This is a genomic window from Shinella sp. SUS2, from assembly GCF_001262505.1.
Taxonomy (GTDB): domain Bacteria; phylum Pseudomonadota; class Alphaproteobacteria; order Rhizobiales; family Rhizobiaceae; genus Shinella.
Genome location: NZ_KQ410724.1, coordinates 425631 through 445757 on the forward strand (window position 1 = coordinate 425631; position 20127 = coordinate 445757).

At 63.5% G+C, this 20127-nt stretch carries 18 protein-coding genes and 1 tRNA gene; 7 read left to right on the plus strand and 12 right to left on the minus strand.

The genetic code is table 11. From position 1 onward, the window contains the following. Window positions 1-29: 29 nt before the first annotated feature. The 5 genes from AKG11_RS34400 to gpt all read right to left on the minus strand — a co-directional run bounded on the left by AKG11_RS34400 (window position 30) and on the right by gpt (window position 7758). Window positions 30-200: a hypothetical protein gene (locus AKG11_RS34400; protein WP_023513763.1), complete on the minus strand. Its 171-nt coding sequence runs from the start codon at window positions 198-200 to the stop codon at window positions 30-32. A 62-nt stretch (window positions 201-262) separates the two neighbouring features. Next, window positions 263-1255 carry an endonuclease/exonuclease/phosphatase family protein gene (locus tag AKG11_RS04790; protein WP_023513762.1) on the minus strand — a complete coding sequence of 331 codons (993 nt, stop codon included), beginning with the start codon at window positions 1253-1255 and terminating at the stop codon, window positions 263-265. Window positions 1256-2050: 795 nt separating this feature from the next. Next, window positions 2051-5869, minus strand: coding sequence for a vitamin B12-dependent ribonucleotide reductase (locus AKG11_RS04795; RefSeq protein ID WP_050743088.1), 3819 nt, complete (start codon window positions 5867-5869; stop codon window positions 2051-2053). Between the two features lie 625 nt (window positions 5870-6494). Next, window positions 6495-7076, minus strand: coding sequence for a cache domain-containing protein (locus tag AKG11_RS04800; protein WP_023516880.1), 582 nt, complete (start codon window positions 7074-7076; stop codon window positions 6495-6497). A 184-nt stretch (window positions 7077-7260) separates the two neighbouring features. Continuing rightward, on the minus strand, window positions 7261-7758 hold the full coding sequence (gene gpt / locus AKG11_RS04805; RefSeq protein ID WP_023516881.1) for a xanthine phosphoribosyltransferase: 498 nt from the start codon (window positions 7756-7758) through the stop codon (window positions 7261-7263). A gap of 198 nt (window positions 7759-7956) precedes the next feature. Between gpt and AKG11_RS04810 the strand changes: the two genes are divergently transcribed. Beyond that, window positions 7957-8568 carry a GNAT family N-acetyltransferase gene (locus AKG11_RS04810; protein ID WP_050743089.1) on the plus strand — a complete coding sequence of 204 codons (612 nt, stop codon included), beginning with the start codon at window positions 7957-7959 and terminating at the stop codon, window positions 8566-8568. 35 nt (window positions 8569-8603) lie between these two features. On the opposite strand, the gene AKG11_RS04815 is transcribed toward AKG11_RS04810, so the two are convergent. Further along, the gene (locus tag AKG11_RS04815) at window positions 8604-9446 is read right to left on the minus strand and encodes a universal stress protein (RefSeq protein WP_050743090.1); all 843 of its coding nucleotides are present in this window, start codon (window positions 9444-9446) and stop codon (window positions 8604-8606) included. A gap of 65 nt (window positions 9447-9511) precedes the next feature. Then, entirely contained in the window at window positions 9512-10267 is a 756-nt protein-coding gene (locus tag AKG11_RS04820; RefSeq protein WP_023516884.1) for a competence/damage-inducible protein A, read from the minus strand. Between the two features lie 170 nt (window positions 10268-10437). On the opposite strand from AKG11_RS04820, the gene wrbA reads away from it, so the two are divergent. Together wrbA and AKG11_RS04830 are read left to right on the plus strand one after the other, a co-directional pair. After that, on the plus strand, window positions 10438-11037 hold the full coding sequence (gene wrbA, locus AKG11_RS04825) for an NAD(P)H:quinone oxidoreductase type IV (protein WP_023516885.1): 600 nt from the start codon (window positions 10438-10440) through the stop codon (window positions 11035-11037). A 21-nt stretch (window positions 11038-11058) separates the two neighbouring features. Then, the gene (locus AKG11_RS04830; protein WP_197283955.1) at window positions 11059-11607 is read left to right on the plus strand and encodes an NUDIX hydrolase; all 549 of its coding nucleotides are present in this window, start codon (window positions 11059-11061) and stop codon (window positions 11605-11607) included. A gap of 15 nt (window positions 11608-11622) precedes the next feature. Here AKG11_RS04830 and AKG11_RS04835 read toward each other — a convergent pair. Continuing rightward, window positions 11623-11707, minus strand: a tRNA-Leu gene (locus AKG11_RS04835). Between the two features lie 290 nt (window positions 11708-11997). On the opposite strand from AKG11_RS04835, the gene AKG11_RS04840 reads away from it, so the two are divergent. After that, window positions 11998-12810: a hypothetical protein gene (locus AKG11_RS04840; protein ID WP_050743091.1), complete on the plus strand. Its 813-nt coding sequence runs from the start codon at window positions 11998-12000 to the stop codon at window positions 12808-12810. Window positions 12811-12882: 72 nt separating this feature from the next. Here AKG11_RS04840 and AKG11_RS04845 read toward each other — a convergent pair whose 3' ends face one another. The 4 genes from AKG11_RS04845 to AKG11_RS04860 form a co-directional block, all read right to left on the minus strand. Continuing rightward, a complete protein-coding gene (locus AKG11_RS04845) occupies window positions 12883-13890 on the minus strand; it encodes an inorganic phosphate transporter (protein ID WP_023516132.1) in 1008 nt (335 codons plus the stop codon). Next, a complete protein-coding gene (locus AKG11_RS04850) occupies window positions 13890-14534 on the minus strand; it encodes a DUF47 domain-containing protein (protein WP_023516133.1) in 645 nt (214 codons plus the stop codon). Before AKG11_RS04850 ends, AKG11_RS04845 begins: the two co-directional genes overlap by 1 nt. Before the next feature lie 115 nt (window positions 14535-14649). Beyond that, complete coding sequence (locus AKG11_RS04855; protein WP_050743092.1) at window positions 14650-15228, minus strand: hypothetical protein; 579 nt, start codon at window positions 15226-15228, stop codon at window positions 14650-14652. A gap of 80 nt (window positions 15229-15308) precedes the next feature. Continuing rightward, a complete protein-coding gene (locus AKG11_RS04860) occupies window positions 15309-16763 on the minus strand; it encodes a TrkH family potassium uptake protein (RefSeq protein WP_023516135.1) in 1455 nt (484 codons plus the stop codon). A gap of 261 nt (window positions 16764-17024) precedes the next feature. Here AKG11_RS04860 and ilvA point away from each other — a divergent pair, with 261 nt between their 5' ends. From ilvA to AKG11_RS04875, 3 genes are all read left to right on the plus strand, one after another. Then, entirely contained in the window at window positions 17025-18272 is a 1248-nt protein-coding gene (gene ilvA / locus AKG11_RS04865; RefSeq protein WP_050743093.1) for a threonine ammonia-lyase, read from the plus strand. Between the two features lie 115 nt (window positions 18273-18387). Beyond that, window positions 18388-18702, plus strand: coding sequence for an HlyU family transcriptional regulator (locus tag AKG11_RS04870; protein WP_050743094.1), 315 nt, complete (start codon window positions 18388-18390; stop codon window positions 18700-18702). A 162-nt stretch (window positions 18703-18864) separates the two neighbouring features. After that, the gene (locus AKG11_RS04875) at window positions 18865-20121 is read left to right on the plus strand and encodes a GGDEF domain-containing protein (RefSeq protein WP_050743095.1); all 1257 of its coding nucleotides are present in this window, start codon (window positions 18865-18867) and stop codon (window positions 20119-20121) included. Window positions 20122-20127: the final 6 nt, after the last annotated feature.

Genomic DNA, 20127 nt, shown 5'->3' on the forward strand with positions numbered 1-20127 from the left:
GTCGGGGCGGGGCATGGACGCCACGCCGTTCACTTGGCGTGGTCCCTTGCGTCGCCCGGAGCGATGGGATCGCTGGCGGGAAAGGTCTCTTCCAGCGCCTCTTCCAGATAGTCGTCCTGCTCGGCTTCGGCCGTCTTCCGCTTCTGCCGGGCGCGCTCTTCCTCGAGCGATGCTCTGGGACTGTCCTTTTCCGTCGGCATGGTTGGTCTCCCTCAAAGTGGCCTGCGCCTAAGATAGGGTGTTTTTCCACCCGGGCGAGGGGTCAGTTTTCCGGTAGCGCCAGTTCGGCGATGACGGGCAGGTGGTTGGACCCGAAGTTAGGGCCGACGCGGCGCGCCCGCACCGAGATATCCGGGGAGACGGCGATATGGTCGATCGACGCCCCGATATAGGCGACCGTCTCGATTCTCTGGCTGAACCGCGTGGCGGGCTGCAGCCAGCCGCCCGCGGTGGAGGCAAGGCCGGCCTGCTTGAGGAAGGTGCGGAAGAAGGGCGACCAGGTCGGCGTGTTCCAGTCGCCAGCGACGATGACCGGCGCTCTTTCGAGATCGCCGCGCACCGCATCGGCAGCGGCCGAAAGATAGGCATTGCGATCGCGCCACTGCCAGAGCCGGCGCGGTGTTTCGGGATGGAAGGCATAGAGGAAGAGCGGCTTGCCGCGCATGTCCAGTTCCATTCGCAGCGGCTGCTTGTAGGCGCGCTCCTCGGTAAAGGCACGTTTCAGCTCGGTCTCCGCGCGGATCGGCAGGCTGGAGAAGACCTTGATGGCATCGCGCTCGCGCGCATCCGAGCTGCTTTCGTAGGGATAGAGGCCGGCCGCGGACAGGGCCTGCTCCCAGCGCGCGGTCGTCTCTTCCAGAACGACGATATCGGGCTTTTCCGCGCGCAGCAGTGCGATGAAGACGGCCGGATCCTCTTCGTTCTCCACGAAGAGATTGGCGGTCAGCACCTTCAGGCCGCCGGTGGCGGCAGAGGTGCGGGCGGTCGGCACGTCGGCGGCGGGGATCAGCGCCACCGCAAGGCCGACCCCGGCGATCACGATCGCCTTCATACGGCGCGTCACCAGCGCCGCAACGACAAGCAGGCTGCCGGCGGCGATGATATAGGGCCAGGCGAAGGTGAGGAGATCGACGAGCCAGAACCGGTCGGCGGCCAGCACGACGATGCTGACGGCGAAGAGATAGGCAATGACGCCCGGCAGGACGAGCACGCGGTACGTCAGGGCAATCGGCCCACGGCGCGGTGCTATCGGCATCGACTGTTCCTTCTGCATCACGGGATTCGGGTCAGGTCGATTCCCGTAACGGGAGGATTGCATGTACCCTGCGCATCCCGTGACGGCAATGATATCGTGGAAGGCGGCGCGTACAGGCGCGGAAAAGTTTGCGTCGGCGGCCAGCGCTCGCGCGAAAACGCACGTCGGCATTCCCGCGCATGGGAGCCGGGTTTTGCCTGGTGTTTCGGACGGGGCGCTGGAAGGTGCCGCATCTGAAAGTATGTGTATGGCGCCTTTCAGCGCCCCGTTCAGCGGTTTTTGCCCGCAACTCCGGTCCCTCTGCAAAGGCCGGGATGGTGGATGGTGCTCGTCGGTTTCCGGAAGGAGGCTGTTTCCGTTCTGTCATCCGCCATCGCGCGCCATGGCGATGGCGGACGGAAGGTTTTGCCTTCCGGGCGGTCTCATCCCGGCGGACGATGCCGACGCATCCGCCAGACCGGCCCCCTTGTGTGCCGCACAGGCACGCCCGGCGCGCCGTTCGGGGCATGAAGCGGAAGGCTCGGTCCGACGCCCGCCGCTTCCCCCGTGTCGCCGGAGGGAGACCATTTTCCGCAGGCCCCTTGGGCGACGGCCTACGTCCGTCCCTCGCCAAAAGCGCCGACCCCGCCTCGCCACGACGCCTCGCGGTGTATCCGTGGCGGGATCGGGGATTGTAGGCACGAATGAAGGAGGCGGGGAAAATGCGGGGGCGGGTTTTCTGCGAAGGTCGGGCAAAAAAATACCCCGGCAAACTGCCGGGGTACCGTGTTTCGTTATTGGCCTGTGCCGGCAGCCTTAGCTGCAGCCGCTTGTCGCGCCGCAGGTGTCGCACTTCTCGCAGGTGCCGTTGCGCACCATCGTGAAGTTCTGGCACTCCGAGCACATGTTGCCGGTGTAGCCCTGCGCGATGGAGCGCATGCGGCGTTCGTTTTCCAGCTTCTTGGCATCGGCCTTGGCGCTGGCGGCTTCGGCGGCGGCCTTGTCGGAGAAGAGGGCGGTGACGCTCTGGGCGCCTTCATCCGCGACCTCTTCTGCGATTTCTTCCGCAAGCTCAGTCGCGCGCTCCTCGTAATCGCGCTTGAAGGCGACGATTTCGTGGGTGGAGATCGCCGTCGTCGGCTCGATCTTGCGGGCGGCATTGCCGGCGAACGAGGTGACGTTGCTGCCGGAAGACGCCTTGGCGGGGGCGGCGGTGGCCGCGCCCTTCGGCTCGGAGAGCTGGCGCTCGCCGCCCTGGCCGCCCTGGATCAGCGTCGGCTTGTGGCCGCGCGTCCAGCCGGTCGAGAACGGGTTGGTCTTGCCTTCCTGGATGCCCTTGCCGAGCGCCGTGTTCGAGAAGTCCGACTGGTCGACATGCGCGAGGTCGTGACGGCCGAGATAGGAAACGGCGAGTTCGCGGAAGACGTAGTCGAGGATCGACGTCGCGTTCTTGATCGCGTCGTTGCCCTGGACCATGCCGGCCGGCTCGAACTTGGTGAAGGTGAAGGCCTCCACATATTCCTCGAGCGGCACGCCATACTGGAGACCCAGCGAGATGGCGATGGCAAAATTGTTCATCATCGCACGGAAGGCGGCGCCTTCCTTGTGCATATCGATGAAGATCTCGCCGAGGCGGCCATCGCCGAATTCGCCGGTGCGCAGATAGACCTTGTGTCCGCCGACGACGGCCTTCTGGGTGTAGCCTTGGCGACGGTTCGGCAGTTTTTCCCGGTCGCGCACGACGCGTTCGATGATCTTCTCGACGATCTTTTCCGTGACCGTGACAGCCTGGGCAGCCGCCGGAGCGGCGACCAGGGCTTCCACTGCATCGTCCTCGTCGTTCTCGTCCTCGATCAGCGAGGCGTTGAGCGGCTGGGAGAGCTTGGAACCGTCGCGGTAGAGGGCGTTGGCCTTCAGCGCGAGCTTCCAGGACAGCATGTAGGCGTTTTTGCAATCCTCGACGGTCGCCTCGTTCGGCATGTTGATCGTCTTGGAGATGGCGCCCGAGATGAACGGCTGGGCGGCCGCCATCATGCGGATGTGGCTTTCGACCGAGAGGTAGCGTTTGCCGATCTTGCCGCAGGGATTGGCGCAATCGAAGACCGGCAGGTGCTCCTTCTTGAGGAAGGGTGCGCCTTCGAGGGTCATCGCACCGCAAACGTGGATGTTGGCGGCTTCGATGTCCTTCTTCGAGAAGCCGATATGCTCCAGGAGGTTGAAGGACATGTCGGAAAGCTGCTCGTCCGAGACCTTCAGCACGTCCTTCAGGAAGTCGGCGCCGAGCGTCCACTGGTTGAAGGCGAACTTGATGTCGAAGGCGGACTTCAGGCCGGCATTGACGGCTTCGATCTTGTCATCCGGAAAACCCTTGGCCTTCAGAGAGCCGGGGTTGACGGCGGGCGCCTGATTGAAGTTGCCATGGCCGACCGCATAGGCCTCGATCTCGGCGATCTGGCTTTCCGAATAGCCGAGCGTGCGCAGCGCTTCCGGAACGGCGCGGTTGATGATCTTGAAGTAACCGCCGCCGGCGAGCTTCTTGAATTTCACCAGCGCGAAGTCGGGCTCGATGCCGGTCGTGTCGCAGTCCATGACGAGGCCGATCGTGCCGGTCGGCGCGATGACGGTCGTCTGGGCGTTGCGGTAGCCGTGCTTTTCGCCGAGGTCGACGGCCTTGTCCCAGGCAGCCTTGGCGTGGACGATCAGGGTCTGGTCCGGGCACTCGCCATGAATGAGGGCGACCGGGTTGACCGAGAGGGCCTCATAGCCGGTGGTTTCGCCATAGGCGGCACGACGGTGGTTGCGCATGACGCGCAGCATGTTGTCGCGGTTCGGCTCGAAGTTCGGGAACGGGCCGAGCTCGCTCGCCATTTCGGCGGAGGTCGCATAGGAGACGCCCGTCATGATGGCGGTCAGCGCACCGGCAATGGCGCGGCCTTCCGTCGAATCGTACGGAATGCCCGAGGACATCAGGAGGCCGCCGATATTGGCGTAGCCGAGGCCGAGCGTGCGGTACTCGTAGGAGCGCTCGGCGATCTGGCGCGAGGGAAACTGCGCCATCATGACCGAGACTTCGAGCACGATGGTCCAGAGGCGGACGGCGTGTTCGTAGTCGGCGATGTTGATGTTCTTGGTGGCCGCATCCTTGAACTGAAGCAGGTTCAGTGAGGCGAGGTTGCAGGCGGTGTCGTCGAGGAACATGTATTCCGAGCACGGGTTCGAGGCGCGGATCGGGCCCGCGGCCGGCGAGGTGTGCCAGTCGTTCATCGTCGTGTTGAAGTGCAGGCCCGGATCGGCCGATGCCCAGGCGGCGTAGGAGATCTGCTCCCAGAGGTCGCGGGCCTTCAGCGTCTTCATGACCTTGCCGTCCTTGCGGGCGGTGAGGTTCCAGTCGCCGTCATTCTCCACGGCGCGCAGGAAGTCGTCCTTCAGCGAAACCGAGTTGTTGGAGTTCTGGCCGGAGACGGTGAGGTAGGCTTCCGAATCCCAGTCCGTATCGTAGGTCTTGAACTCGAGGTCCTTGTAGCCCTGCTTGGCGAACTGGATGACGCGCTTGATGTAGTTTTCCGGAACCTGGCTCTTCTTGGCAGCGCGGATTTCGCGCTTGAGGGCCGGGTTTTCCGCCGGGTCGTAGCAACGGTCGCCCTCGGCCGAGCAGTTGACGCAGGCCTTCATGATGGCCTTGAGGTGGCCGGCGACGATCTTGGAGCCGGTGACGAGGGCCGCCACCTTCTGCTCTTCCTTGACCTTCCAGTTGATGTAGGCCTCGATATCCGGGTGGTCGATATCGACCACGACCATCTTGGCCGCACGGCGCGTCGTGCCGCCGGACTTGATGGCGCCCGCCGCACGGTCGCCGATCTTCAGGAAGCTCATCAGGCCGGAGGAGCGGCCGCCGCCCGACAGCTTTTCGCCTTCGCCGCGCAGATGGGAGAAGTTGGAGCCGGTGCCCGAGCCGTACTTGAACAGGCGGGCTTCACGCACCCACAGGTCCATGATGCCGTTTTCGTTGACGAGGTCGTCCTCGACCGACTGGATGAAGCAGGCATGCGGCTGGGGATGCTCGTAGGCGGACTTGGACTTGACGAGCTTGCCCGTGAAGGGGTCGACATAGAAATGGCCCTGGCCGGGTCCGTCGATGCCATAGGCCCAGTGCAGGCCGGTGTTGAACCACTGCGGCGAGTTCGGGGCGACGCGCTGCGTGGCGAGCATATAGGCGAGTTCGTCCTTGAAGGCGGCAGCGTCTTCTTCGGAAGCGAAATACTTGCCCTTCCAGCCCCAGTAGGTCCAGGTGCCGGCGAGACGGTCAAAAACCTGGCGCGCGTCGGTTTCCGAGCCGAAGCGCTCACCCTCGGGGAGCGCCTTCAAGGCTTCGGTATCCGGCACGGAGCGCCACAGGAACGAGGGAACGTCGTTTTCCTCGACCTTCTTCAGGCGCGCAGGCACGCCCGCCTTGCGGAAGTATTTCTGCGCGAGGATATCGGCGGCGACCTGGGAGAACTGGGCCGGCACGTCGATATCCGCGAGGCGGAAGACGATGGAACCATCCGGGTTCTTGATTTCGCTGGTGGCCTTGCGGAATTCGATCTCCGCATAGGCCGACTGGCCAGGTTTGGTGAAACGACGTTCTATGCGCATTGTCCGTTGTCCTTCGCTGCCGCATCCTGCCTCAAAACAGGGCGCAAATTATCCCCGTCCGGCCGCAACTGCTTGCAGCCAGCCCAAATCGTCCAGTCCGTGCGGGAAAGCCGATCGATCTCGGCCTCCTGTATCTTGTGCTGAGTATGGCTGCAAATACTAAATATAGTATCAACAGGTTCTTTTTTCCAGCCCAGTCGGCTGCGTTGGCGTCTCAGGAAAACGAGCGCGAAAAAACCCGTGCAGCGAGCGGATCATCCACCCGGCCACATGCGCATGATACGCGATTTCATGATGAGAACCGACCTCGTAACACTACGGTCCAGTCGCCGCCGCAACTTGGATTTCATTAACCTCATCTGGCCGATTCCCGTCAAGGGCTGGTTTATGAAGGAAGTTTGAACGCTACATCTTGTGCCTGCCGGCTGTGGAAAACGGGGACGATGCCGGACGCCTGAAAAATCAGCGGGTTCGGGGCAAAAGCATAGGCGGCGCTGCACGCGACTGTGGAAAAGCGAGAAAAATTACAGGTAAATTTAGAGGGTCTTTTCCATCCCACGACTTCAGGGAATAGCCATCCGGGCGGAGTTGTGATCCGTGGATAAAGTGATTCCCTTCCGTAACGTCAAAGCGCGTCGAGATTGACCCCGACGGTGATGGCGCCGATGACGGTGCCGGTCGCCGGATCGCGGATCGGCAGGCTCGCCTGGGACTGCATGAGCTGGGTGGAGTCGTCCCGGTCCGGCTCATCGATGTGAAGATGGCCGGTGCGGAAGCTCTTCTGCCACTTCGCCTCGTCGCCCTGCCAGTAGTCGGAGGTGATGTCGCTCTGGCCGACATTCAGGCCGCGGTTGTCCATCACGAAGATTTCGGTGATGAGGCCTTCCGCCGCGCGCTGGCGGCCCTTGAGATAGAGCGAGAGGGGATTGGAGAGCTGCGCCTCGATCATCGGGCGGTCGGCGCGTGAGAGCTCGCTGCGCCAGCGGGCGTCGAGATCGTCGATCTCCGCCTGGCTGAGCCCGGCATGGGCGGCATTCTGGGCGATGATGGCATTGAGGATCGCCGGCTCGTCCAGCCAGGGGCGGACGCTCTCGTCGATGAATTCGGCGACCGCGGTGGTCCGCACGTCCTGCTGCGCGACGGCCTTTGCGCCGAAGACGAGCGCGCCGGTGAGAACTGCCGCGAATGCCGGCCTTGCGTAGCGCATCCGTGCCATGCCTCCCGTCACCGCGCCGATGCGGTGAACATAAGCACTATCTTTGGCAGGAATTGCGGAAAGATTAAGCCGGCGGGTACGCTTGCGCATCCACCGGCCATCGACGAAAAAAATGCCAAATCAGTATGTTGTGTCGCAACCTGAAGGACGTTTCACGCTGCCGCGGATAGAGGGCTCAGCCGCGCGTGCCCTTGGCGATCGGCTCCTGGTAGGTGAAGCCCATGTCCCAGGGGAAATAGATCCAGGTGTCCTGGCTGACCTCGGTGACGAAGGTGTCGACCAGCGGGCGGCCCTTCGGCTTGGCATAGACGGCGGCAAAATGCGCCTTCGGCAGCATGGCACGCACCTGCGCCGCGGTCTTGCCGGTATCCGTCAGGTCGTCGACGATGAGAATGCCTTCGCCGCCTTCCTTGGTCAGTTCCGGCGAGATGCCCTTCAGCACATGCATGTCGCCCTGCGAGACATAGTCGTGATAGGAGGCGACGCAAACGGTCTCGATGAGGCGAATATTGAGTTCGCGCGAGATGACGGCGGCCGGCACGAGGCCGCCGCGGGTGATGCAGACGATCGCCCGCCATTCCCGTCCGCCGTCCGCCAGCCGCCAGGCAAGCGCGCGCGCGTCACGATGAAACTGATCCCAGGATACGGGGAAGGCTTTGTCGGGCAGCGACATGGCGGGCTCCTGATAGGCAGAAAAAGAAGATTCATCCTCTGTACTGCAACTCGCTGCCCAAGAAAATCGCCATGGCGGCAACGGGACCGGGGCATCCACAAGGAAGTCGGGCAGGGTGGCCGCCAAAAAGGGGCGCTCTGGAATTGCACTGTCACTATGCCACTCCCATCTGTTTGCTGCATGACACAGGAGAACGACATGGAGCGCGACAGTGAGGATGGCGGCCAATTCCGCATCGAGCCGGGGCTGAGGCCGGAGCATCGCGGGATCGCCGCTTCAGGATATTGGGAGGCCTTTTCCCGCAAGCTGCGTTATCCCCTCGGCCCACGGCAAAAAGCGGTAGCCTTCATCGAGCGGATGCTCAATCCCAGCCATGCGCTGAGCGCCGTTTCGGTGGATGGCGGTTTTCTGGGCGTTGCCGGGTTCAAGACGCCGGACGGCGCCTTTGTCGGCGGCGGCCTGTCGGATATGGCGAAGGTCTACGGCTGGCTCGGGGGATCTGCCCGGGCGCTGCTGATCAGCCTGCTGGAGCGGCCCTGCGAACCGGATACGCTTCTCATGGACGGCATCTTCGTGCGGCCGGAGGCGCGCAGCCTCGGTGTCGGCTCGGCCCTGCTGGATGCGCTGGAGCATCGCGCGGCAGAGGCGGGATTGAAACGGGTGCGGCTCGATGTCATCGACGAGAACCCGCGGGCCCAGGCGCTTTACGCCCGGCGCGGGTTCGAGGCCGTCTCGACCGTCTCGCTCGGATTCCTGAAACCGGTCTTCGGATTCGGAGCGGCGACGACGATGGTCAAACCGGTCGTTTGAGAGGCGGCAAGGAAGGCAGGCCCGCCTCCTTCGTCTCAGCGTGACATCAGCGTCGGCACGCGGGCATAGCGCATCATGGCGCTGGTGACGCCGCCGAAAAGGCGCTGGCGCAGCCTCGAATGGCTGTAAGCCCCCATGACGATGAGGCCGGCATCGATTTCCGTCGCGCGCCGGTTCAGCGCCTCGGCCACCGAGTGGCCATCGGAAGCACCCGACGTGACCGTGGTCTTGATGCCGTGACGGGCAAGCGTTGCCGCAAGCTCGGCGCCGCAGAAGTCGCGCGACTGCATGACGTTCTCCGGCGGATCGACGGTAAAAATCTCGACCTCCTTCGCGCCCGTCAGGAAGGGCAGGGCGTCGAAGGCGGCGCGCGCCGATTCGCGCGAGCCGTTCCAGGCAAGCAGCACGCGGTCGATCGGCGCCGGGCCGGCCGGGGCATTGGAGACGAGGTAAACCGGGCGGCCGCTCTCGTAGAGCAGGTCCTCGATGTCCTCGCGCGCCGGGCCGTCGAGATCGGGGTCGAACTGGCCGGCAATGACGATGTCGGCGCCGCGCGCGCTGTCGATGATCCCGGCGGAGGCATAGCCGGCGGTGCCGGTGAAGAGGCGCCACTCATAGGAGATGTCGTCGCGCTCGCAGCGCGACTTGAAGGCCTGTTCGACCTCCCGGGACTGTTGCTGCGCCCGCTCCTGCAGGTCGAGAACGGCGTTCGGGTCGGGATATTCCATCGGCGCGATCAGCGTGACCACGACCGGCGTTTCCGCATGGATGCCGATGACGTGAGCGCCGGTCTTGCGCGCAAGGGCAAGCGCATGATCCGTCACCTTGCCGGCGTCCTCGGCGGCGCTCAGCACCGCCACGATGGTCTTGTAGGTCATTTCGGCCTCCTGTTCTGGGTCGATGGAAGCATGCGCCTGCCGCTTTCGTCAAACCTTGATCGGGATCAAGACGCGGCCTTGGCCGCGGCGATTTCGGCAATCATCTGAAGTATATCACGTTCGGCGGCTTCCGCCGGGGCTTCTTCGCGGCTGCGGATGACGATTTCCGTCGAGAAGCGGTTTTCGCTGAAGCGCGGATAGGAGCCGATGCTGGTTTCGGGATGCTTCTTCTGGATGCCGGCCAGCGCGCTGCCGATGTCGCCTTCGCCGAAGGGCGAAGCGACCGAGCGCGAGAGCATCGGAACGCCGCCCTCAAGGGTCGGCACCACGGTGCCGAGCATGGCGGTGAAGACCTGCGGCACGCCGGCCATGACATAGACATTGCCGATGTGGAAGCCCGGCGCCGTCGAGACGGCATTCTCGATATGGACAGCGCCTTCCGGCATGCGCGCCATGCGCTGGCGCGCCTCATTGAACTCGACGCCGCGGCGCTCGTACATGGCGCCGAGCAGCTGCATGGCGAGCGGGTCGTGCAGGCAGGGCACGCCGAAGGCCTTGGAAATGGCGTCCGCCGTGATGTCGTCATGGGTCGGGCCGATGCCGCCGGACGTGAAGACATAGGTATAGCGGGCGCGCAGCGCATTCAGCGCCTCGACGATCGCGTCCTCGTCGTCGCCGACGATGCGCACCTCCTTCAGGTCGATGCCGGCGAGGAAGAGCATGTCGGCGAGCTGGCCGATATTCTTGTCCTTGGTGCGCCCGGAGAGCAGTTCGTCGCCGATGGCGAGCATGGCGGCGGTGGCGATAGGACGGGAACTCATGGGCGCTCTCTGTAGTTCGGACAGAAATGCCGACCGAAGGCGCGGCATTGTCAATGGTGGGTGAACAGTCTGTCGACCGGGCAACCGCTGGGGCATTGCCACCCCGAAGTGCTACATCCAACGCGACGCCGCGATCAAGCGGAAAGGCATCATCGAAACAGGAGACGACGATGGCAAAAGTACTGGTTCTCTACTACTCGGCCTACGGCCATATCGAAGCCATGGCCTATGCGGTCGCGGAAGGTGCGAAATCGGCCGGTGCCGAGGTGACCGTCAAGCGCGTTCCGGAACTGGTGCCGGAAGACGTGGCGAAGGCTTCGCATTTCAAGCTCGACCAGAAGGCCGAGATCGCCACGGTGGCGGAACTTGCCGACTATGACGCGATCATCGTCGGAGCCGGCACGCGCTTCGGCACGGTCGCCTCGCAGATGCGCAATTTCTGGGATCAGACCGGCGGCCTCTGGGCGCAGGGCAAGCTCGTCGGCAAGGTCGGCTCGGTCTTCACCTCCTCGGCCACGCAGCACGGCGGCCAGGAATCGACCATCCTCGGCTTCATCCCGACGCTGCTGCATCATGGCCTCGTCGTCGCCGGCCTGCCTTACGCTTTCCAGGGCCAGATGGGCGTGGAAGCCGTCAAGGGCGGCTCGCCTTACGGTTCCTCGACGATCACCGACGGCGACGGCTCGCGCCAGCCTTCGGAAATCGAACTGGACGCCGCCCGCTTCCAGGGCGCCCATGTCGCCAAGATCGCGGCAAAACTCTCGGCCTGATGTTCTCCTGAAACATCGCCGATGAAGAAGGGTGCGGCCCACATCAGGTCCGCGCCCTTTTTTGCGCGCCGCGATATGCTCGCCTCAGAAACCACGCGAATCGGCGGTACCGATTTGCGGCAGGACGAGGGGGGCCTGGTCAGAATGGAGCCGGCTGATTTCAAGGGTGCGAAGATCGCCCTTATTTGCGACGGTCACCTTATCGCCTATCAGCGCGACGACAAGGCCGACATCCCGTTTCCCGACATGTGGGACCTGCCCGGCGGCGGCCGGGAAATGGATGAGACGCCGATGGACTGCGCCCTTCGCGAAACCTGGGAGGAGTTCGGCATCAGGGTCGATCGTTCGTCGGTCGTATGGGAGCGCTATTATCCGGCCGAGCGACCTGACGCGCCCGGCAGCTACTTTCATGTCGCTCATCTCGACGGTGGTTTCGGTACGGTCGCTTTCGGCGACGAGGGTCAGCGCTGGGAGATCATGTCGATAGCCCGTTTTCTCGACCATCCCCATGTCGTCGGACACCTGAAGGTCCGGCTGCGCCACTATCTATCCGAGATGGAGGCCAATTGAGAAGCCGGAGCCGTTTGGTGCGGGCGGCGGGGATCGAACCCGCACAGCCAAGGCCGAGGGATTTTAAGTCCCTTGCGTCTACCAGTTTCGCCACGCCCGCGTAGCTCGCTTTTCGGAAAGTCGGGCCGCTTCGTCAATAGGGTGAAGTGGAGAGTCTTAGCCAAAATGATTCGCACCTTGCCAGGGAGGGAAAGACAATGCCGATTCCCGTTTCGGTCGCCTGCTGCGCCTTTTCCGGCAAGCGTTCTCGGGAATGTGCCGGCCCTGCAACACATCGTCGTTTCCGGTCACGCCCGCGAGGCGCAATCTAGGGGCGATCTCTTGCCTTGTAGAAAAACTTTCGCTTTTTTAGCGTCCAATGTTTCAACGCGGGGCACATTGGGGGCGTAAATGAAATTTCCAAAATATCTGACGAAGGCCTATCTGCAGAAGACCTACGGTTCGCTGAACGGCATCGGTGATTTCACCGTCAAGCTGACCAAGTACAGCCTGACGTCCACGACGCTGAAGGCGACCGTCGAGATCGACAGCAGCTTCGGCGACAGCACGACCGATATCCTGATGAAGATCGGCAAGACGACGACGAGCCTTTCGGTGAAGGTGCAGGGTGAAGGCTACAGCAGCACGCTGGCCTACTCCACTGCGCAGACGAAGGCCGGCTTCACCATCAAGGGCACCTATACCGACAGCTTCAACACCAAGATGAACTACAGCCTCAACCTCGAGAAGGATGGGGATTTCAGCAAGTTCAAGCTGGTCTATGCACTCGGCACTGAGAAGATGACCATCACCTCGACGAAGGTTTCCGGCGACGTGGTGACGTTCAAGGCGGTGGACGGCGACGGCGACGTGATCGGCACGGCCAAGCTGAACCTCAAGTCCTATGGCGATTACTACGACAAGAGCGACAAGTACTTCTTCGAATCGGCCAAGACCGCCGAACTCTTCGCCAAGCTCCAGCTCAAGTTCACCGGCGTGAAGAAGGCTGGCGAGCCGGCGGACGAGGATCACGGGGGTGGCGATGCCTTCGTGTTCAAGAAGGCGGCGGCAGCCGGCAACGATCACGCCGATGCGGGTTTTGCCGCCCGGCCTTTTGCCATCGATGACGCTTCGGCGACGTCGGGTTCCGACGATTTCGATTTTGCGGCGTCCGACTTCGGGCAGCCGGTCCATGCGCTCAAGCACGCGCCGGATCTCTTCTGATCCGGATTTGAAACGGCAGGAACAGGAACGGCGGAAGCGGCAACGCTTCCGCCGTTTTCGTTTGGAGCGGCCTCAGCCGGTGATCGCGTCGATCGTGAGGTAGAAGAGGGCGGAGATCGCGGCGGCCGACGGCAGTGTGACGATCCAGGCGATGACGATGTTGCCGGCAATGCCCCAGCGCACCGCGGTGACGCGGCGGGCGGCGCCGACACCGATGATCGCGCCGGTGATCGTGTGTGTCGTCGAGACCGGGATGCCGAGCCAGGTGGCGGCGAAAAGGGTGATCGCGCCACCGGTTTCCGCGCAGAAACCCTGCATCGGGTTGAGGCGGGTGATCTTGGAGCCCATCGTGTGCACGATGCGCCAGCCGCCCATCAGCGTGCCGAGCGCCATGGCGGCCTGGCAGGTGATGACCACCCAGAACGGCACATGGAACTCGCTGCCGAGATAGCCCTGCGAGAAGAGCAGCACGGCGATGATGCCCATGGTCTTCTGCGCGTCGTTGCCGCCATGGCCGAGCGAATAGAGTGAGGCCGAGATGAACTGCATGACGCGGAAGGTGCGGTCGACGGCGAACGGCGTCTGGCGCACGAAGAGCCAGGAGACCGCGAGCACGAGGATGAGGGCGAGGAGGAAGCCGATGGCGGGCGACAGGAAGATGGCGCTCGCCGTCTTGATGAGGCCGCTCCACACGACGGCGTCGAAGCCGGTCTTGGCAAGACCCGCGCCCACCAGGCCGCCGATGAGGGCGTGCGAGGAGGAGGAGGGGATGCCGAAGATCCAGGTGACGACGTTCCAGATGATCGCGCCCATCAGCGCCGCGAAGATGACGAGCGGGCTGACGATGCCGGGATCGATGATGCCCTTGCCCAGCGTTTCGGCGACATGCAGGCCGAAGAACAGGAAGGCGATGAAGTTGAAGAAGGCCGCCCACATGACGGCATATTGCGGACGCAGCACGCGCGTCGAGACGATCGTGGCGATGGAATTCGCCGCATCGTGCAGGCCGTTCAGGAAGTCGAACAGCAGCGCGATGCCGACGAGGCCGACGAGCAGCGGGAAGGCGAGGGTGGCGTCCATCAGACGTTCTCGATCACGATACCGCTGATTTCATTGGCGACGTCCTCGAAGCGGTCGACGACCTTTTCGAGCTCGCCGTAGATCTCGCTGCCGATGATATAGGCCATCGGATCGGTCTTGCCGTATTGCTTGAAGAGGTCTTTCAGCCCCTGGTCGTGCAACTCGTCCGAGCGGCCCTCGACGCGGGTGACTTCCTCGGCGATCGCGCTGAGGCGGCCGGCATGCACGCCCACCTTGTCGAGCAGCGGAATGGCCTCGGCGACGAGATGGGCAGCCTTGACGACGGCTTCGCCCATTTCCTGCATGCCGGGCTGGAAGCTCGTCTGCTCGTAGAGGCGGATGGTCTTGACCGTCTTGTGCATCATGTCGATGGCATCGTCCATCGACTGGATCAGGTCCTTGATGTCGCCGCGGTCGAACGGCGTGATGAAGCTGCGGCGCACGGCAAGAAGCACTTCGCGCGTGATGTCGTCGGCCTTGTCTTCCAGTTCGACGATGCGGTTGCAGTGTTTTTCCATGTCCGGCCCGCCGGCCAGGAGCAACTGGAGGGCTTCGGCAGCGCCGACGACGGTGCGGGAATGCTGCTCGAAGAGGTCGAAGAAACGGTCCTCGCGCGGCATGAGTTTGCGAAACAGCGAAAGCATGGGTGCCCCTTACGTGGCTGGGGTTGTCATGCCGCTGTCATAATTGACCGCCAACCCGCTGGAAAGCGCGGATTCCGGCTTGTCACAATTCTCTGCGTGCCTGTGGAAAAGTCGGTCAGGGAACGATCTTGAACGGCTGCTCGCTGATCGCCACGGCACCGCTTGCAGCATCGCGGAAGCGATAGCGCAGCACATAGTCGCCCACCGGCGGGCCGCTGAGATTGAGCGTCAGCTTGGCGAAGACCTCCTGGTTGCGCACGCTGCCCTTGAAGTCGAAGGAGCCGAAGGCCTTCTGCTCGGCAAGCACCGTACCCTTCGGGTCGAGCAGCTCCAGGTCGACGGTGAAGTGCGATTCGAGCAGGCCCCCGTCGCCCGGCCGCCAGGTGAGGCCGACCGGCTCGACATAGGAGATCAGCGCCTCGCCGACCTTGAAGCTCGCCTCAGGCCGAACAGCATACATGCCGTAGCCTTCCGGGGCGGCCGAAACGAAGACGGCTTTGCCGATCGAGAAGGGCAGCGTGGCGGCAAAGGCGCCGAAGGCATCGCGGATCGTATTGTGCGCACCGACCGTGTCGCCGGCAGCCGCCTGCTCCTCGGCCTTCCTGGCCGCATCCGCAAGGGGGCCGGCAAGGGCGAGCGTGGGCGCGAGCGCGGCGACAAAGGTCATGCGCAACAGGGACTTCGACACGAACATTCCGTCTTCCTCCGGGCGGTTGGCGGCAGGATGCGAAGAAGCATGGCAACAGTCAAGAACGCCGCGCGGCTCGTCCGCAATCAGCTCTTCCAGAAGAGCGGGGTGAGGATGACCAGCACGGTCAGGATTTCGAGGCGGCCGAGCAGCATCAGCAGGGAGAGCACGTAGAGCGCCGCATCATGGAACCCGGCGAAGGTGCCGGCCGGCCCGATCGCCTGCGTCACGCCCGGACCGACATTCGACAGCGAGGTCGCGGCCGCCGAGATCGCCGTCAGCACGTCGTAGCCCATCAGGGCGAGCAGGATCGCGCCGACGGCCGAGATCGCGACATAGGTGATGAAGAACAGGAAGACGCTGCGCTGGAAATCGGCATCGACGGTCATCGATCCGTAGCGCACGGCGTGGATGCCATTCGGATAGATCAGGCGGTAGAGGCCGGTGCGGATGAAGTTGAAGAGGATGATCAGACGGTAGGCCTTCAGCCCCCCGGAGGTCGAGCCCGAACAGCCGCCCATGAAGGTGGCGACGAAGGCGAGCGCCACGATGAAATGGCCCCATTGCGTATAGTCGTCGCTCGAAAAGCCTGTCGTCGACAGGATGGAGGCAACGGTGAAGAAGGAATGGGCGAGCGCCTCGTGGAAGCTGACACCGTTTTCGAGCCGCTGGAACACGCTCGCCGCAATGGAGAAGAGCACGAGATAGCCGAGGAAGACGCGGATCTGCGGGTCGCGCCATGCATCGAGCCGCCCGCGCACGACGAAGAGGATCAAAACGGAGAAGGGCAGGCTGGACAGCGTCATGAAGAAGGTCGCTGCCCACAGCAGCGGCAGGCTCTTGTAGTAGCCGAAGGAGGCGTCATGCGTCGAAAGCCCGCCGGTCGCCACCGTCGACATGGCATGGTTCAGCGCATCGAACCGGTTCATGCCGAGTGCGGCATAGACGACGGCACAGAGCAGGGTGATGCCGACATAGAGGGCGAGGAAGGCGCGGGTGTAGCTTGCGATTCGGGCGAAGGGCTTGTCCGCCGTATCCGAGGATTCCAGCTTGAAGAAGGACATGCCGCCGACGCGCAGATAGGGCATGATGAACAGGCCGAGCGCCAGGATGCCGACACCGCCGAGCCAGTGCAGCAGCGAGCGCCACATCAGAACGCCCGGCGGCGCGTTGTCGAGGCCGGTAATGACGGTGGAGCCGGTCGTGCTGATCGCCGAGACCGACTCGAAGAAGGCCTGCGCGAAGGTGAGGTTCAGCGAGGAGAGCCAGAGCGGAATGGCGCCGATGATGCTGCCGGACAGCCAGAGCATGTTGACGACGAGAAAGCCCATGCGCTTGTTGAAGGGCGGCGGGCCGGACCGGGTGGCCGCGGCCGTTGCCAGAGACAGGCCGCCGGTCATGAAGGCGGAGAGGAAGAACACCTCCGAATCGGGATGGCCGTAATAGACGTCGATGAAGGCCGGGATCAGCATCGCGACGGAAAGATAGATCCCGCTGATGGCTGCGATATTGATGGCTGATCGGAAGATGGTGGCGTTCAAGTTCTGGTCTCGAAGAGGCCATGCTGGCCAGGGCGGGTGGTAACCGTCGCGTCGATATGCCATAGCCTTTGCATCGTCCAAACTCAAGGATGGCGCCCCGGCGCGGCGCCATTCCGGTTCGGACAGGTTCTGTCGCGCGGCTCTCGCGGCCGCGGGGCATCGGAAAGGTTTGAAGAATGATCGGCTTTGCCTGCCTCTGTCCTTTTCCGAAGGCAAGAAACGCAGTTTTTTGAACCCAATCTATCGAACACGGACCAGAGCATGACACCTGACGTCGACACGGCCATGGAGGCCCTGCGCGGCCTCTTTCCCGAAACGCCGCTTCAACTGAACGAACATCTTTCCGCCCGCTACGGTGCGGACATCTATCTCAAGCGCGAAGACCTTTCGCCGGTGCGCTCCTACAAGATCCGCGGGGCCTTCAACTTCTTCCGCAAGGTGCTCGCCGATGCTTCCGGTGCCCGCAGCTTCGTCTGCGCCTCGGCCGGCAACCACGCGCAGGGCTTTGCCTTCGTCTGCCGCCATTTCGGCGTGCCGGGCGTGGTTTTCATGCCGGTGACGACGCCGCAGCAGAAGATCGACAAGACGCGCATGTTTGGCGGCGACTTCGTCACGATCAAGCTCGTCGGCGACTTCTTCGACCAGTGCTACACGGCGGCCCGCGCGCATGCCGAGGCGACCGGCGCGCTGATGGTGCCACCGTTCGACCATGCCGACATCATCGAAGGACAGGCGACGGTCGCGGCGGAGTTCGTCGCCCAGCTGCCGGACGGCATGCTTCCGGACCTCGTCGTGTTGCCGGTCGGCGGCGGCGGTCTCGCCTCCGGCATAACGGGTTACCTTGACGGCCGGATCGGCCCGTCGAGTTTCATCTTCTGCGAGCCGGCGGGTGCGCCGAGCCTCCGGCGCAGCCTCGAAAGCGGCGCGGTGGTGACGCTCGACCAGGTCGACAACTTTGTCGACGGTGCCGCGGTCGGCCAGATCGGGGCGCTGAATTTCGCTGCGCTGAGCCGCTTCTCAGCCGACCAGGTGATGCTGCTGTCGGAAAATGCGATCTGCGTGACGATGATCGACATGCTGAATGTCGAGGGCGTGGTGCTGGAGCCGGCCGGCGCGCTGTCGCTGACGGCGCTCGATGCGCTTGGCCGCGAGGCGCTGGAAGGCAAGACGGTCGTTGCCGTGGTTTCCGGCGGCAATTTCGATTTCGAGCGCCTGCCCGATGTCAAGGAGCGCGCGATGCGGCATGCGGGACTGAAGAAGTATTTCATCCTGCGCCTTGCCCAGCGTCCCGGCGCGCTGCGCGACGTCCTCAACCTGCTCGGCCCGGACGACGACATCGCCCGCTTCGAATATCTCAAGAAATCCGCCCGCAACTTCGGCTCGATCCTCATCGGCATCGAGACCAAGGCGCCGGAGAATTTCGCTGCCTTGAAAAAGGCCTTCGACGGGGCGGGCCTGCGCTACCAGGACATCACGGAAAACGAGATCCTGGCCAATCTCGTTATCTAGGTCGCGTTGCCTGCTGCCCGCGCCAGTCTTCCATCAAGAGGACGTCGCGGCGGCGGGTGATGCTATCCACAGCTCTCCCCTTGGAGCGCGCCGCGGCCTGTGTTAGCAATCGGCCATGGCATCGTTCTTTTCAAAACTCTTCGGTCGCGGCGGCGACTCGGCAACTCCCGCGAAAATCGCGGAGGAAACCGAGGCTTACAACGACCTCACCTTCGTTGCGGCTCCCATTCCGGAAGGCGGGCAGTATCGTCTGGCAGGCCGGATCGAGAAGCGGGACGGCGACCGGGTCCTGACCCGCAGCTTCATCCGCGCTGATCTCTTCTCCTCGCGGGACGATACGGTCGCCTCGACCTTCCGCAAGGCGAAGCAGATCGCCGACCAGCATGGCGCCTCGCTCTTCGGCGACGGCATCGACAGCCGGCAGGTCTGAGGACCCAGGCGGATTTTTCGTCCGCCCCTGTGAAAAGTCGTACACAATTGCACGAAGGCGCTGGAGAACCGGCGCGATTGCCTGTATCCGCGGGAAAACAACTTGTTGCGACTCTCTCGGTGCGGTTAGCTGCCGGGCAGTCGAAGATGCTGCGGACAGCCCATGGGTATTGAAAACCTGATTCTGCTTCTCATCGAGGCCGGGTTCTATTTCGTCTTCATGGTGGGCCTTCTGCACCTGCGCCATCAGCTGGGCATCGGCGTGTTCATTGCCGCGCTCGGCGTCATGCACTTCCTGGAAACCTATCTGGCCGCGGTCTTTTACATCGAATTGCCCTTCGGCGTCATTTCGCCGGGCTCCTCGGTGCTGTTTTCCGGCAAGCTGATGATGATTCTCCTTCTTTATGTGAAGGAGGATGCGGCGGTGGTGCGCGCGCCGATCTACGGCCTGCTCGCCGGCAATTTCCTGACGGTCGGCCTCAGTTTCTTCCTGCGCCATCACCAGACCATCGGCGTGGTGCCCGGCCGCATCGCCGACCTTGCCTTCATCGACGAGATGGGCTGGCTGATGCTGTGGGGCACGACGCTGCTCTATCTCGATTCGTTGGCGATCATCCTGCTCTACGAGCGGCTCGGGCGAGTCTTCAAGAAGAACACGGCCCTGCGCTTCTTCGTCTCCGGCATCGTGGTGCTCACCTTCGACCAGATCGGCTTCTTCGCCGCGCTGCATTTCCTCAACGGCGCGCCGACCGAGGTGTTCTGGGGCGGCTGGATTGCTAAGATGCTGGCGGCGAGCGCCTATGCGGTGCTGATCACCGTGTACCTGCACTATTCGCGCATTTCCGCCATTCCCGTTTCACCGCGTCCGATCTCGGACATCTTTGCCGATCTCACCTTCCGCGAGCGCTACGAGGACCTGCTCGACCGTTCCGGCCGCGACGCGCTGACCGGCGTCTACGATCGCAGCCGCCTGGAGTTCGAGGCGCCGCGCATGCTGTCGGCCATGTTGGCCGAGGGAAAGCCGATGACATTGATGATCATCGACGCCGACCATTTCAAGGACGTCAACGATCGCTTCGGGCACCTTGCCGGCGACGGCGTTTTGAAGGATATCGCCGCCAGCCTGCAGCGGGCCCTGCGCACCAGCGACCGGCTGTTTCGTTTCGGCGGCGAGGAATTCGTGGTCATCTGCGAGGACATTTCCCCGGCGGTCGGCACCGAGCGGGCGCAGATGCTGCGCCAGGCCGTCGAGGCCGAAATCCGCCGGCCGGACGGCGTGCCGGTGACGGTCAGCATCGGCATCGCCAACAGCTACAGCGACGGCACGACGCTGAATGCGCTGCTCTCCGCTGCCGATGCCCGGCTCTATGCCGCCAAGAACGGCGGGCGCAACCGCGTCATCTCCAGCGAAAGCGTCTAGCGGTTT

What these genes read in the sequence shown, in the direction of transcription:
- ilvA (WP_050743093.1), top strand. Translation starts at nt 17,025, where the DNA reads ATGACACCTGACGTCGACACGGCCATGGAGGCCCTGCGCGGCCTCTTT.
- gpt (WP_023516881.1), bottom strand. Translation starts at nt 7,758, where the DNA reads ATGTCGCTGCCCGACAAAGCCTTCCCCGTATCCTGGGATCAGTTTCAT.
- AKG11_RS04815 (WP_050743090.1), bottom strand. Translation starts at nt 9,446, where the DNA reads ATGACCTACAAGACCATCGTGGCGGTGCTGAGCGCCGCCGAGGACGCC.
- AKG11_RS04830 (WP_197283955.1), top strand. Translation starts at nt 11,059, where the DNA reads ATGAAGAAGGGTGCGGCCCACATCAGGTCCGCGCCCTTTTTTGCGCGC.
- AKG11_RS04790 (WP_023513762.1), bottom strand. Translation starts at nt 1,255, where the DNA reads ATGCCGATAGCACCGCGCCGTGGGCCGATTGCCCTGACGTACCGCGTG.
- AKG11_RS04820 (WP_023516884.1), bottom strand. Translation starts at nt 10,267, where the DNA reads ATGAGTTCCCGTCCTATCGCCACCGCCGCCATGCTCGCCATCGGCGAC.
- AKG11_RS04875 (WP_050743095.1), top strand. Translation starts at nt 18,865, where the DNA reads ATGGGTATTGAAAACCTGATTCTGCTTCTCATCGAGGCCGGGTTCTAT.
- AKG11_RS04870 (WP_050743094.1), top strand. Translation starts at nt 18,388, where the DNA reads ATGGCATCGTTCTTTTCAAAACTCTTCGGTCGCGGCGGCGACTCGGCA.
- AKG11_RS04795 (WP_050743088.1), bottom strand. Translation starts at nt 5,869, where the DNA reads ATGCGCATAGAACGTCGTTTCACCAAACCTGGCCAGTCGGCCTATGCG.
- AKG11_RS04810 (WP_050743089.1), top strand. Translation starts at nt 7,957, where the DNA reads ATGGAGCGCGACAGTGAGGATGGCGGCCAATTCCGCATCGAGCCGGGG.
- AKG11_RS34400 (WP_023513763.1), bottom strand. Translation starts at nt 200, where the DNA reads ATGCCGACGGAAAAGGACAGTCCCAGAGCATCGCTCGAGGAAGAGCGC.
- AKG11_RS04850 (WP_023516133.1), bottom strand. Translation starts at nt 14,534, where the DNA reads ATGCTTTCGCTGTTTCGCAAACTCATGCCGCGCGAGGACCGTTTCTTC.
- AKG11_RS04855 (WP_050743092.1), bottom strand. Translation starts at nt 15,228, where the DNA reads ATGTTCGTGTCGAAGTCCCTGTTGCGCATGACCTTTGTCGCCGCGCTC.
- AKG11_RS04840 (WP_050743091.1), top strand. Translation starts at nt 11,998, where the DNA reads ATGAAATTTCCAAAATATCTGACGAAGGCCTATCTGCAGAAGACCTAC.
- AKG11_RS04845 (WP_023516132.1), bottom strand. Translation starts at nt 13,890, where the DNA reads ATGGACGCCACCCTCGCCTTCCCGCTGCTCGTCGGCCTCGTCGGCATC.
- AKG11_RS04800 (WP_023516880.1), bottom strand. Translation starts at nt 7,076, where the DNA reads ATGCGCTACGCAAGGCCGGCATTCGCGGCAGTTCTCACCGGCGCGCTC.
- wrbA (WP_023516885.1), top strand. Translation starts at nt 10,438, where the DNA reads ATGGCAAAAGTACTGGTTCTCTACTACTCGGCCTACGGCCATATCGAA.